This window comes from Shewanella sp. Scap07, assembly GCF_013394145.1.
Taxonomy (GTDB): domain Bacteria; phylum Pseudomonadota; class Gammaproteobacteria; order Enterobacterales; family Shewanellaceae; genus Shewanella; species Shewanella waksmanii.
In genome coordinates this window covers 841,692-855,930 of sequence record NZ_CP041329.1, presented here as the reverse complement: position 1 = coordinate 855,930, position 14,239 = coordinate 841,692, and the positions used below count along the sequence as shown (strand labels likewise).

Genomic DNA, 14,239 nt, shown 5'->3' with positions numbered 1-14,239 from the left:
AGTGTAAAGAAACTGTTACTCAACTATGAGAGACTATAGCCGTACTGGCGCTTAGCGCTAGCCTAATCAAAAAAGAATTAATTATTACAAATTGCAACAGCAGAGTATATTTTTCGCACTGTTCACAATATTTAACAGCTCACAGCTCAAACACATTGGTCATCACTTTATAAAGTTCAGTGCCTTGATAGACCGATGCCGAAGCAAAGTGCAAAATAGGTACGCAGTCTAGGGGCAAGGTCAGTGGCGTTAAAACCTGATCACTACCGTATTTATCTAAGCGCAGAATGTTGGCCAGTGGCTGGCCTGCACTCAGTTTCTCACCCAATGTTGCCTTATATTCCACCATGCCACCTAACGGCGCATGGTACTTTTTATAATCTTTCAAATAACAGCCAAAACGCGACATCTCTGCCGGTAAAACTTGCTCACCAATCACCCCTTTTGCACTCAGGTAAGCCATGATGCCATGCGCGTCCTGTTTTGCATCTTCAAGATCAATATGCTCTTGGCTTCCAAGCTCTAAAGTAAAGGCATCAACCGCTACCGCAAAACTACGCCCCTGGGTCGCCATGTGCTCACTGAGTTGCCACCATGGACAAAAGATAGACTCGTCCATCGCGCCACCAAAATCATTGGGGATTATCAAGGTATAAGGAATAGAGAATTGTTTCGCAAGCTCATAAGCATAAGTCGGACAATACAAATGTTTGCATGATTTAGGCCCAGTGTGCAGATCCAGCACAATATCGGCATCATGAGCCATTTTTTGTAAACTAACCGCAAGTTGATGACCGCTAGTGATCCCCCACTCGCCATCAAGACGAGCTTGACAAGCCGCAATCAAATGGGTGCGAAATGCATGCGTCAGAGCAGCATCGTCTAGATGGTGATGCTGAGCATACCAAACCTCAACGTCTACCTTATGGTCAAAATACTCCCGATTCCAGTTCACCCCGGTGATTGGATCAAACCGACCGAGTGTAAATTCACCACTCTTTTGATTAATACCTAGCGGGTTAGCCAAAGGGACAAGTACCACGTCACCTAACACGTTTGCAGTCTCTAGGCGTTGCATTAACTGATAAATAACCGCGTTGCCCTGCACTTCGGCACCGTGAACATTGGCTTGAATATAAACACGTGGCGCTTCTACATCAGTACCGCGAAAGCGGAAAATGGGCACATTCAATTCATGGCCCGTGGCTAATTCGCCGACTTTCAATGATGACTGAGTAAATGACATGTTTTATCCTTCAAATAGATTTTGGTGCAATGCTTGAACCACTTGAGCCGCTTCCGATTCGGCCACTAAGACACATAAATTATGCGGGCTAGCGCCTTGGCATATCATGCGTACATTATGGGTTTCCAATACTTCAAACACCCGTCGACAAACACCAGCAGTGGAGGCAATTTTATTGCCTACGATAGCCACTAAGGCTAAGTCATCTTCCACTCTCACTCGACAATGCTGAGATAACTCCTGTAGCAGTGACTCGCTCAGTAGACCATTGCCCGCAGAGTCTGAGCCGGTTTTGTCCAAGGTAAGTGATACGTTAACTTCTGACGTGGTAATCAAATCGACACTGATTTTATGCTTAGCTAAAGTCGCAAAGGTTTCAGCTAAGAAGCCTTGGGCATGTAGCATCTGCAAACTATGTAAGTTTAACAGCGTCTGATCACGTCTAACCGCCACGGCACGGTAAACAGGTTCATCACTGACTTGATGACGAATCCAAGTGCCGCCGCGCTCAGGCTCTTTACTTGAACCGACAAAAACCTGAATTTTTTGTCTTACCGCCGGCAAAATTGTTGCTGGGTGCAGAACCTTGGCACCAAAGGTCGCCATTTCGGCCGCTTCATTAAAGCTAATTTCTGCAATAGGGCGAGCGTTCGGTGCTAAACGAGGATCGGTTGTGTAGATACCAGCCACATCGGTCCAAATTTCTACCGCGTTGGCCCGCAATGCCTCTGCCAATAATGCGGCAGAATAATCGCTACCGCCGCGGCCCAGTGTGGTGGTTTTACCTGCTTCATCGGCACCAATAAAGCCTTGAGTAACAATTCGCTGACTCGCCAGTAATGGCAGCAATTGGCCTTCTACTAACTGAGCAATCGTTTCAACTTGCGGCTCTGCCTTACCAAAATGGCTGTCGGTTCTCAGTACTTGGCGAACATCAAATGCAGCTGCTGATTCACCTTTCTCGCGCAGTACGGCGGCAAACAAAGCTGATGAGCATTGCTCACCTTGTGCCAATAACTCGTCCATAATCTGTTTGCTGCGATTAAGCACCAACTGCTCGCTGAGGTTGTCAATTTGGCTTAGTACACTATCTATACGTGCTGCGACATCTTGCGGTCGACCTAGGTCATCCAAAATACGGTACTGAATAGACGCAATTTCTTTAATTACTTGCTTGCGTCTATCTTCTTCTAATGTGGCTTGAGTTAGCTCAACCAGCAAGTTAGTGACACCGCTTGATGCACTGACCACCACAACGCGAGTATTGGGATTAGCCAGAATGATATCTGCGCAACGATTCATGGCAGCATAATCAGCCACAGAAGTGCCACCAAATTTGGCAACAACAATTTCATTCACAACAGATTGGGCAACAACAGACATTAGCTTTCCTCCGAACTAAATTGAGAAAAGGCTACAACATAAGAATTGATTAACATATTTACGCTCCGAACTTACTTCGTTCGAAGAGCCTGGTGTAAAGATTACACACCCTTAAGATAGGGAAAAGCGATCGTCACCAGAAGCTCTCCACCAAAAAAACAGGTGACAATCGTTAGGATTCAACCCAATCGACCGATATTGCTGTGAGCCAAACACAATGGCAATACCTCGGCGCTAATCTCCCTCATAAACTGTCGTCGGGGTTGGCCCCCCTCAAGCTTACTACCTAGTTAACGCTCCTCTTCTGTATTGGTATGTTTTCCATACCAATGACGCAAAACTAACAAATTTGACTAAATACTGTCAACGCTACAAACCAGAAAACACTGAGTTTTGTTGATTTAATCGTGTCACCGCGCCATTAAGGCTGAAAATGAAATGAAAACTGAAGCTAGCTAGCAAGATTCTGGCAGTTCACTGACTAAATTAACCCGACTAGAAAAGCGCCCTATCGCCGTCTCGTCATGCTTCAACAAGCACGGAACTAAACGTAAAGTGTCATTTTCAACAAAATAGATGGCATTTTGTTTAAAAGCTAAACCTAATGCAATCGCCGCTGGTTTATCTATCGCCACAGCCCAACTCTTTTCCATATGGCGCCGATCCGACGAAGTCCCCACCATCGCCCTATAGGGTAGGCCCATTTTCTCAATCTCACCTTGTAGCTTTCGATCTAATAATCGATTTTGACTGGCGCTCAATATTTCACCCTGTGGATTGTGGGCAGTAATAATAGCGAAAGATAAAGTGGGAGAAAGTGATTGAGTAAATAAGAATTGGGTCTGCTGATAACATTGCCAAAGGGGGTGATTATCCGTGCTCATTGCCGTCAAGCTCCAATATTCGATTCGAAATATTATAGCAAATACTGCTAGCTATCTTACAGGTGTGATCCCGATCACCAAAATGATTTTTTTATGAATGTTATAAATCAACAACTTAGGTCAAGTCGTGTGATATAGCTCAAAACCCAAAGTAAATTTGTTAACATTTCATTTGTTAACAAATGCCTAAAACGAGTACAATAAGCACCGTTGGTTAGCATTTTAGAACAATAAGATGCACCGCACTTAGTTACTTCGACTGACTGACACGCAAGTAACGAGCAAACCAACTTCCTGTATAAAATGTCGGCGTGACCAGCCAGCACATTTAAAGCTTAAAAATAATTAACTAGTAGGGGGAACTAATCTCTACTATTGTTAATCGAAGTGAATACAGTTCGCGTTTCCTAAAAATATAGAGATACGCATACTTTACTAATCATGAAGTGTGTTGCTGTTTCAGGCTAGTTTTTGAGAGCACCGACGTGGATCAGTAATTGTCAGTAGATGAGATGGGGCGCAGCCGTAGCACGCGCTCATGGTTAGAACAGATTTGAACAAATATTAGGTACTTTAATATGCAAAACCCGCACATTCTGATCGTTGAAGATGAAGCCGTTACCAGAAACACGCTAAGAAGTATTTTTGAAGCAGAAGGATATGTGGTATCAGAAGCTAATGATGGCGCAGAGATGCATAAAGCAATGCAAGAAAACAAGATCAACTTGGTAGTGATGGATATCAATCTACCGGGTAAAAATGGTCTGTTACTTGCGCGTGAACTACGTGAGATCAACAACATCGGCCTAATCTTCCTAACGGGTCGTGATAACGAAGTTGACAAGATCTTAGGTCTTGAAATTGGTGCTGATGACTACATCACTAAACCATTCAACCCACGTGAGTTGACTATCCGTGCACGTAACCTACTAACGCGAGTCAATAGCACTGGTACTGAATCAGAAGAGAAAAGCGCAGTTGAGTTCTACCGTTTCAACGGTTGGAGCTTAGAAATTAACAGCCGCTCTCTAGTTAGCCCACAAGGCGAATCTTACAAATTGCCACGTAGCGAATTCCGCGCGATGCTGCACTTTGTTGAGAACCCTGGCAAAATCTTAACTCGTGCTGACCTACTCATGAAAATGACTGGTCGCGAACTTAAGCCACATGACCGCACTGTTGACGTGACTATCCGTCGTATCCGTAAGCACTTTGAAAGCTTGCCAGATACGCCAGAAATCATCGCGACTATTCACGGTGAAGGCTATCGTTTCTGCGGTAACTTAGAAGAAGTTTAAGTTACTCAGTAAGATAACTAAAAAGCCAGTCTAAAGACTGGCTTTTTTGTGGCCGCGATTTGATGAGGATTGCCTATAACAATCGGCAATTGCTGCCTCTAGGGCATTATCTCGCGCGGTTAGCTTGCACTAAGGTTTTAGCTGCCTATCTAAAAAGTCTGCTAATGAGCGATACAAATGAGTGCGTACCTTATGACCACGCATTGAGTGTTTCGACCCCGGGTAGTCAATCATTTGAAATAGCTTACCTTCATCTTGCAGGGCTTTGTACACCCGAGTGCTATTTTCAAACAAGACATTATCATCAGCCATGCCATGATACATCAACAGTCCCGACTGATAGTTTTTCACATAGGGGAATACACTGCTCGCCTCATAGCCTTGAGCATTGGTTTGCGGGTGACCTAAATATCGCTCAGTATAGTGCGTATCATACAATGCCCAGTCAGTTACTGGCGCACCAGAAATAGCCGCTTTGAAATGCGTAGGCGCTTTAAACAATCCCATTAAGGCCATATAACCGCCATAGCTATGGCCATATAACGCAATATTCTCGCCATCAACAAATGACTGAGTACGCAAGAAGTCGACACCGGCTTTCTGATCATTAACCTCAACTTCGCCTAAGTGCTCATGAATAACAAACTCAAACCGAGTGCCGCGATGCGCCGAGCCACGATTGTCTAGCTGAAAAACAACATAACCTTGTTGCAATAAGTATTGCGTAAAGTAGTCATGCTCGCTCCAACTGTTCACTACTAACTGTGCATGCGGGCCGCCATACACTCGCACTACCACAGGGTAACGCTGACTTGCATCAAAGTTAGTTGGCTTAAATAGGCGATATTGCAGTGCTTGGCCATCCTCAGCTTTAATCTGGCCAAACTCCGGTTGCTGCCACAAACCAAAATAGGGATAGAGTGGATGAGTCTTGTTGATGGCATTCTCTTCCACCCAAGCTAAACGTTCACCCTGTTCATCATGTAAGCTGATTTGCGGAGGCTGTGACAAGCTATTGAAATAGTCTAAATAGATTGCTTGGTTATCGGCAAACACTGGCATATGCATACCACTGCGCGAACTTAACTGCTCGACATCACCACCGCCAAGTGGCACTCGATAAAGGTGTCTTTCGGTGACCTTAGTTTTACGGCCAGTGAAATATAACCACTGATTGGTCTCATCAATAAAAGAGACGGTATCAACGGCCCACTCACCTTGGGTAAGCTGTTTGGCCAAGCTGCCATCTAAATTAAATAGATAAAGATGATTAAAACCATCGCGCTCCGACGCCCAAATAAACTGCTCGGTTTTCTTTAAGAAATGCAAATCGTCATTGAGGTTTATCCACGCACGGCTACGCTCTTTGACTAAATCGCGACTTTGCTTAATATCTGCTAGATCCACAACCCGTAGATCTAAGGCTTTTTGATCGCGGCTTTGCCATTGAAAAGATAGCTGCTGGCTATTTGGCAGCCATTTAACTCTCGGCAAATAGATGTCCTTGTCGGCACCAAGGTCGACCCATTGTGTCTGCTTTGAAGCCAGGTTAACAACGCCCAATTGCACGGTAACATTGGTTTTACCCGCATAAGGGTAGCGCTGCTCAGTCAGTTTAATGCCATCAGCGTATATTTCATTACGCGTGACCAATTCTACCCCTGACTCATCAACTCGGGTGTAGGCAATTGCAGATTCATCCGGTGCCCACCAGTAACCTGTCATGCGGCCCATCTCTTCTTGAGCGACAAACTCCGCCATTGCATTCTTAATCGCGCCACCACCGTCAGTGGTCATTGCCGTCAATTGGTTGTTGGCAAGATCTAATACATACAGGTTTTGCTCACGAACGAAAGAGACATAATGTCCTTTAGGCGACAAGCGCGCATCTGTTGCAAACCCTTCGCCAATGGCAAGCTGGGTAACTTTGCCAGAATCGATTGCAAATAAATACAAGTTGCCACTGGCTGGGATTAGAATCGTTTGGCCATCGTCAGACCAAAAGTATTCCATGATCCCCTGGCCATAAATACGTTGACGTTCACGCCTTGCCTTCTCTTCATCAGATAGCTCAGCAATGGTGAGCTTTTGTGCATCAAGCAAACGACTTTGTTGACCCGTTGCCACATCCATCTGCCAAAGATCGTAAAAGTGTTGATCATCAGCACGGCCAGCTAAATAGGTCACCAGCTTGCCATCAGGCGATAGCTTTAACCCTCTAGGGCTACTGCCAGCTAAAGCAGGCGAATCATATAAACGTTCTATGGTTAGCGGCGTTTGGCCACCAACAGATGTAGATTGCGTGCTAAGCGCACTGCAAGACTGAGATAAAAGCATAGGCACCGCCATTAGGGCTAAACTCATCCATTTTTTTGTCATTATTGTGTCCTGGACGTAAGTGAACTGATAAACGTTACAACATCTGCGCCATTGTGCCTTAAAGCTTCACAAAACTAAAACAATCATCGCACTATTGTTGTCACTGAAACTTGTTATAAATTCAGATATAATCAGCGCCAAATTATAAATAATGCACTAGACGAGATAGCCACCGTTACTACCTACTCGGTGATAAAGGTGTCACGTCGCTACCCCATAAGATCTCACGCTGAGCTCGCTCGGCAATGAAATAGGAAACAAGATGCAAACTCTGGCTGAAAATCTGACCTCACAAGCAATTTCTCCTACTCTTGAAAAACTTATTCTGACCCTAGCTAACACCTCAAAAGAGATTAGTCATGCAGTACGCCACGGCGCATTAGCCGGTGTTTTGGGCGCGACTGAGCAAGAAAACGTTCAGGGTGAAACCCAGAAAAAGCTCGATATCATCACCAATGATATGCTTAAAGATGCGTTACAAGCTGACGGCACGGTTCGTGGTATCGCGTCTGAAGAAGAAGACTATGTGGTTGAAGCGGATGCCAATGGCGAATTTTTAGTGTGTTTCGACCCATTAGATGGCTCATCGAACATCGACATCAACTCGCTGGTCGGTACCATTTTTTCAGTGCTACCTGCGACTGATGGTGAGTTAACAGAGCAAAGCTTCTTACAAGCTGGTCGTAATCAAGTGGCTGCAGGTTATGTACTTTATGGTCCATCAACTATGTTGGCACTCACCACAGGTAAAGGCGTACAGTTATTTACCCTAAACCCAGAAACCAACGAGTTCTTGCTAACCGATGGCGCTATGGCCATTAGCAAAGACACGGGTGAGTTTGCCATTAACATGTCAAATCAACGTTTTTGGGAAGCCCCAATGCAAACTTACATCAGCGATCTATTGCTAGGTAAGATTGGCCCACGTGAAAAGTCATTCAACATGCGTTGGATTGCCGCTATGGTGGGTGATGTGCATCGCGTACTGTCGCGCGGCGGTATTTTTACCTACCCAACAGACAACAAAAACCCTGAAAAACCATACAAGTTACGGTTAATGTATGAAGCAAACCCAATGGCATTCTTGGTGGAACAAGCAGGCGGTAAGGCTTCAACCGGTTATGAAACGATTTTGGACATTCAACCCACTGAAATTCATCAACGTGTCGCAGTGATCTTAGGCTCTGCTAACGAAGTTGATATGTGTTTGGAGTATCACGGCCAAGATTACAGTGAAGAGCCAAGCCTATAAATAGTGATATACGCTGATACATAAACGCCACTTAGTGTGGCGTTTTTTTATTGCATAAAAAAAGCCACAGTAATAACACTGTGGCTTGGGCTAGCGATGCTTAGCACCGCTTGTCTTTACCTAAGACGAACTTATTAAACATGCTAGTTAAGTAGAGTACACTGATTTGTATAAGTCCTCTTACTTAGCAACCAGTTCTTATTTGGTTGAATACTTAGCCGCTTCTTCACCCGCAACTTTACCAAAGGTAATGATGTCGGAAATCGCGTTACCACCAAGACGGTTAGCACCATGAACGCCACCAGTCACTTCACCGGCACCGTATAGGCCTGGAATCACTTGCTGTTTGGCATTGATGATTTCCGCTTTAGAATCGATTTTCACCCCACCCATAGTGTGGTGAACACCCGGTGTGACTTCAATGGCGTAGTAGTTACCTTCGTTTAGGGCGCGTGGCAGATTTGGACGTTCAAAGTCTGTATCTTTACCTGCTTTAACAAAGCCGTTGTAACGTGCAATCGCTTCTGCTAATGCCTTACCATCGATGTTTTCAAGTTTACCCAGCTTCTCTGGTGACTCGGCAGAAGGCACCACACCTAGGCCAATGTACTTATCAATTTTCTTCAGTGACTTACGTACTGAGTCATCAAAAATTAAGTAGGCTGTCTTACCCGTTTGTTGCAAAATAGCCGCGGCCGCTTTATCACGCGTGGTGATTTCATTAACAAAGCGCTTGCCTTCACGGTTAACCAAAATGGCACCATTACCACGTACCGCTTCAGTCACCATCACCCCACCTTTAACCGATAGCGTTGGATGAGCTTGAATATATTGTAGATCCTGCATTGCAGCACCTGCATTACCTGCCACATCAATACCATCACCAGTTGCACCTGGTTGGTTGGTTGATACAAAGCCTTTTAATTTAGGATCAAGCTTAGCCACACGGTCATTATTCTTACCAAAACCACCTGTCGCTAACACGACGGCATCCGCTTTCACCCAGTAGTATCCTGTGTACATGCCTTTGACTAAGATACCGGTCACTTTGCCGTCAGTATCTTGCAGGATCTCAATACCACGGGTATTCATGCGCATGTCGATGTTGCGCTCTTTGGCATTATCATAAAGCACTTGGATAACATGAGCACCGACACCTGCACCACCAGTTGGGCGATGTGAACGGTTAGCTGAAGCGCCGCCCATACGACCGATATCGGTAAGGTCTGCGCCCATCTTAGTCATCCAATCGACAGAACCTTTAGAGTGAGTAACTAAAACATCAACCAAGGCAGGATCGTTTAGGTCACGGCCGCCTTTCATGGTGTCTTTACGCATTGATTCAACACTATCTTCAATGCCTTTGGCTTTTTGCTGATCGGTCCAAGCCGCATTCATGCCTCCCGCTGCTAGCTTAGCGTTACCGCCGATGACAGGCTCTTTTTCAATCAGAATAACTTTAGCGCCTTTGTCATGAGCTGCGACTGCCGCAGAGAAACCTGCGCCACCAGAACCAACAACCACAACATCAACGGTGTCACGAGGAGCGGCCGCAAGTGCTGCTTCGCGGTCAGACTTATCTTTCGCTAGCTCTGCAATTGTTGGTTCGTCACGCTGCCATTTTTTAGTGTAAGGCATGTCGAAATCAAAACTGTGGCAAGAGTCGCAATACACCATCGATTTTTCATGTGCACTGTGACAAGAGGTACAAGCGATATCACCAGGGAAATGAGAGTCATGGGCGTTATAGTGATCATGCTGGGTTTGCTCAGCAACTTCTTCCATCGTCCCATGACAAGAAACGCACTGTGCATTTTCATGGCTTAGGTTATCGTTAGACAGTTCACCATCTGGCGTATGACAGCTTTCACATTCCATGTTTTCACCATGGAAGTCGGCCAAGTTGTCTGCTGCAGTTGCGTTTGCTGCAATACCAGCACTACCCAATAGTGCTGCTATATAGACCGCTAATTTTACTTTTTTCATTTTTGCTCCCAGTCTCTCTGCTTCTGGCCGTCATTGGCCGCTGCCAAGAGATGCTTTATCGTTTATTCAGGCTTCACACTGAATGATGTCCATCAACTGGACCATTTCATTGCTCTGGATTAATCATTGCTTAAAGCTGGCTTAGCAACAATTAACTCAAGTGGGATATGAAGCCTCAATCACAAGCTGAAAAAACCGCTATGCAATCTTGCATGGGAATACGCGCAGTTATGCAAAAATGCATAATGACAGTTGAAAGCGATCACAATGTCTATACTCTTGCAAACCATCACCATTGGCTGAGGTGACAGCAGTTATCTGAAAAATAAATAACTGAACAAGTAATTATCATCCTTGGTTAACAAAAAACGCCGCTGCGCACAGTTTCACTATGTTGCGACTGCTAAGATGTCCCCATGAGATATTTATTATTGGCATTAGCGCTACTGTGCTTTAACAGTTACGCTGAACAAAGCATCACCTTTGGCGTTCACTCAAAAACCGCACCACTTGAATGGCGCAATAACGGCGTCGACCAAGGGTTTAACATTGAACTCATGGACCGCATTGGTCAGCTGACTAACCGCCGTATCATCGTCAGACGCAAAAGCTTTCAAGAGTTAGTCAGTGATGTCCACAACCCCGATAGTGACATCGATGTCATAGCCGTTGTTAGCCCGGTAAACTTAGGTCGGCAGTTGAGTCAGTCCGACCCCATCTATGCCACCCATGCAAAAGCTTATACCCTACATGGCAAAGGCTATATAAATGATTGGCAAGACCTTATCGGCAAACGAGTCGCGATAAAAAAAGGCGCTTTTGTCGATGTTTACCTATCGGGTTACCCACAAGAATTTGAACGGGTTGATGTCGATTTGTATGAAACAGGCTTTCAACTAATGACCCAAGGCAAAGTCGATGTGGTGTTAGCTGAAAGTTTTGTGGCTCGGCGGCTGCTTCCGCTTTACCCCGCCATTCGCAGCGGCAGTGACGCGCTGATTTATGGTGCATTTAACTTTGTCGCCAACAACCAACGCAGCGCACTCATGACTGAGATCAATGATGCACTCAGACAACTAAAATTGTCTGGCGAGTATGACGCCTTAGTCAATAAATGGTTTGGGACTGGGCGTGAGAAAGTGGATCTCACTTCCACCCAAAAACGCACCTTTGCGCTGGCTATCGTAGTGAGCATTATCTCCGCAATCGGCATGATTTTTACTGGGTTTGTCAGTATTAGCCTACGCAAACAAAAGCGCGCACTTAAAACAGAACTGGCCCAACGCCTTGATATTCAGCGGCAACTAGTCAGCTTATCTAAACAGTTTCAATCAGTGCTCGACGGTATCCCCAATGGTGTAACTATCTATAGTCATGACATGCAAAAGCTGTGGAGTAATGACAATAATATTGAACTACTGAGTAGTGCTGAGTTTCACCATGAAGATGGCCGCCCGCTTGAACTCCAAGACTTGGTTACGCAGGTATTGGCTAAGCAAAGCTCACAAATTGAAGAGATGGCCTACTTACAGCAGTTTTGGCAGCTACAAGTCCACCCCATCGCCGACAATCAAGTGGTTATCTTGCTTGAAGATACCACCGAGGCTCATCAGTTACGCCAAGCCAACGATGAAGCCAGCCGCTTAGCTTCTTTGGGTGAGCTGTCAGCGGGGATCGCCCATGAGATCAATAACCCAACCGGCCTAATTGTGCACTCAATATCTCAGCTACAGCAAGCAATGGCTGACTGTCAGCCCGCCTTTGATAGCTATCAAAAACAGAACCCCTTTTGGTTGATTACCGGTCTGCCTCCAGAGCAAGCGTTGGCAGAGGCGAGCCACAGTTGCAACACGATCGAAGAAGGGGCGCAAAGAATTAGCCGTATTGTCAGCGACCTTAAACGCTACGCACTACCGACGCTATCGAGCGAACAAGAACGGGTTTCGCTCAATGAAGTGGTCAATGTCTCATTGCGCCTAACCGCGAATCAGATAAAAACTTTTCAAGTGAGCATCCAACTGAGTCAACCTGCTGCTTGGGTTTACGGCGACGCCCAGCAATTACAACAGGTAGTGATCAACCTTATCCAGAATGCTTGCCATGCGTGTGAATCTGGTAAAGGTCATATTGTCATCGAAACCCGCATTGCCGATGAGCAAGCCATAATCAGTATTACTGACAATGGTTGCGGTATGAATCGCTCGACACTGGCACGGGTCACCGAACCCTTTTTCACTACGCGTCGCTCCGTCGGCGGCAGTGGCTTAGGTTTGTCTGTTTGCAGCCGTATCGTCAAGGCTCATAACGGCGAACTACAGATGACCTCTAAAATCAAACAAGGTACCTGTATAAAAGTACGGCTGCCTTTGGCTAAAGAAGAGAGCAACTAGATGAAATTAGCCCGCAATATTCTTTTGGTTGATGATGAAGCAGCTTGGTTACGCACCTTAGCCAACACCCTTAACCGCCTTGTACCCGAAGCACAAATCGATACCTGTGTTGATAGCCGTCAAGTGGCCAACCGTCTTAATGTGGCCGACTATGCGCTAGTACTGCTTGATCTGACTATGCCGTTTCATTCGGGGGAAGAACTGCTAGCAATGATACGCAGCGAGCACCCTAACACCCGAGTGATCATTGTCACCGGCGTTAATGAGGTCGACACTGCTGTTAGGTGCATTAAAAATGGCGCCTATGATTATTTTATTAAAACCGATGCAGTTGAAGATTTAGCCCGTACGGTCAGGCGCGCGCTAGAGGTCGTTGGGTTAGAGCGCAACTACCTTAAAATCAAAGAGCACTTTTTAAGCCGTACGCTCGAACAACCTCAGGCCTTCAATAATATTCTCACTTGCGAGCCACAACTGCTGGACCAATTTCGTTACCTTGAAGCCATCGCCCATAGCCCAGAACCGCTGCTAATTTCTGGCGAAAGTGGCACAGGTAAGAGTGAATTTGCTAAGTCGAGCCATCAGCTATGCTGTGCTGACGCGCCTTTTATCAGCCTCAACCTAGCGGGTATTAGTGATGAATCGTTTGAGCTGAAACTGTTCGGCCAGTTAAAACACCATGATGATGGCCAAGTCACCGCACAAGCCGGCGTGCTGCATAATGTTAATGGTGGCACCTTGTATCTCAATGAAGTGGGCGCACTGTCAATTGCCAGCCAACTCAAATTGCTCGATGTGATAGAAAGCCGACAATATTATCCCGTTGGCAGTGAGCGCCCTTATCCGGTGAATTGCCGCATTGTGGCCTCTACTCAAGATGACCTACTTAAGCTCAATCAGCAAGGCAGCTTTCGCAGCGACCTACTGTATCGATTAAGAGCCCACAAAATCCATCTACCACCGCTATCCCAGCGCAATTTAGACTTGTCGATGCTCATCAATCACTTTATTGAACTCGCCGCACAAGAAATGGAGTTACCACCGCCACAACAACCGCGGGATCTAGCCGCGCAGCTTAGCGAGTATCGCTTTCCGGGTAATCTCCACGAATTAAAAGGAATGGTATTTGATGCCGTCAGCCGTAGCGATGGTGTACAGCTCAATATCAGCCCATTCATGGAGGCAATAAACGAACACCGCACTTTAGATAGCCAACCACAAACGGCAATGGTGTTCCCCAAAGCATTGCCGACGTTGGCTGAAATGAGCCAAGCATTGATCGATGAAGCCATGAGTCGCACCGCTAATAACCAAACTGCCGCAGCGCAAATGCTCGGTATCAGCCAAAGTGCACTCAGCCGACGCTTAAAAGGCTAGTCCGAGCTCAACATACAAAAAAGCCGAAGCAATATGCTTCGGCT

The 14,239-nt window shown here is 45.9% G+C and carries 9 protein-coding genes and 1 riboswitch; of the genes, 4 read left to right on the top strand and 5 right to left on the bottom strand.

Going from position 1 to position 14,239, the window contains the following annotated elements:
• Positions 1-139 precede the first annotated feature (139 nt).
• From FLM48_RS03680 to FLM48_RS03670, 3 genes are all read right to left on the bottom strand, one after another.
• Positions 140-1,246 (bottom strand): succinylglutamate desuccinylase/aspartoacylase family protein, encoded by a 1,107-nt coding sequence (locus tag FLM48_RS03680; RefSeq protein WP_179023532.1) that lies wholly within the window; start codon positions 1,244-1,246, stop codon positions 140-142.
• Positions 1,247-1,249: 3 nt separating this feature from the next.
• Positions 1,250-2,629: a lysine-sensitive aspartokinase 3 gene (gene lysC / locus FLM48_RS03675; RefSeq protein WP_179023530.1), complete on the bottom strand. Its 1,380-nt coding sequence runs from the start codon at positions 2,627-2,629 to the stop codon at positions 1,250-1,252.
• A gap of 132 nt (positions 2,630-2,761) precedes the next feature.
• Positions 2,762-2,941, bottom strand: a riboswitch (Lysine riboswitch).
• Positions 2,942-3,084: 143 nt separating this feature from the next.
• On the bottom strand, positions 3,085-3,513 hold the full coding sequence (locus FLM48_RS03670) for a DUF3293 domain-containing protein (RefSeq protein WP_028772102.1): 429 nt from the start codon (positions 3,511-3,513) through the stop codon (positions 3,085-3,087).
• Between the two features lie 578 nt (positions 3,514-4,091).
• Between FLM48_RS03670 and arcA the strand changes: the two genes are divergently transcribed.
• Positions 4,092-4,811, top strand: a complete 720-nt coding sequence (gene arcA / locus FLM48_RS03665; RefSeq protein WP_179023528.1) for a two-component system response regulator ArcA — start codon at positions 4,092-4,094, stop codon at positions 4,809-4,811.
• A 129-nt stretch (positions 4,812-4,940) separates the two neighbouring features.
• Here the strand turns inward: arcA and FLM48_RS03660 are convergent, their stop codons facing one another.
• Positions 4,941-7,190, bottom strand: coding sequence for a DPP IV N-terminal domain-containing protein (locus tag FLM48_RS03660; RefSeq protein WP_179023527.1), 2,250 nt, complete (start codon positions 7,188-7,190; stop codon positions 4,941-4,943).
• A gap of 262 nt (positions 7,191-7,452) precedes the next feature.
• Between FLM48_RS03660 and FLM48_RS03655 the strand changes: the two genes are divergently transcribed.
• Positions 7,453-8,442 carry a class 1 fructose-bisphosphatase gene (locus tag FLM48_RS03655; protein ID WP_179023526.1) on the top strand — a complete coding sequence of 330 codons (990 nt, stop codon included), beginning with the start codon at positions 7,453-7,455 and terminating at the stop codon, positions 8,440-8,442.
• A 198-nt stretch (positions 8,443-8,640) separates the two neighbouring features.
• Here the strand turns inward: FLM48_RS03655 and FLM48_RS03650 are convergent, their stop codons facing one another.
• A complete protein-coding gene (locus FLM48_RS03650; protein ID WP_179023524.1) occupies positions 8,641-10,428 on the bottom strand; it encodes a flavocytochrome c in 1,788 nt (595 codons plus the stop codon).
• Between the two features lie 416 nt (positions 10,429-10,844).
• Here FLM48_RS03650 and FLM48_RS03645 point away from each other — a divergent pair, with 416 nt between their 5' ends.
• Both FLM48_RS03645 and FLM48_RS03640 read left to right on the top strand, forming a co-directional pair.
• Complete coding sequence (locus tag FLM48_RS03645; protein WP_179023522.1) at positions 10,845-12,818, top strand: ATP-binding protein; 1,974 nt, start codon at positions 10,845-10,847, stop codon at positions 12,816-12,818.
• The gene (locus tag FLM48_RS03640; protein WP_179023520.1) at positions 12,819-14,195 is read left to right on the top strand and encodes a sigma-54 dependent transcriptional regulator; all 1,377 of its coding nucleotides are present in this window, start codon (positions 12,819-12,821) and stop codon (positions 14,193-14,195) included.
• Positions 14,196-14,239: the final 44 nt, after the last annotated feature.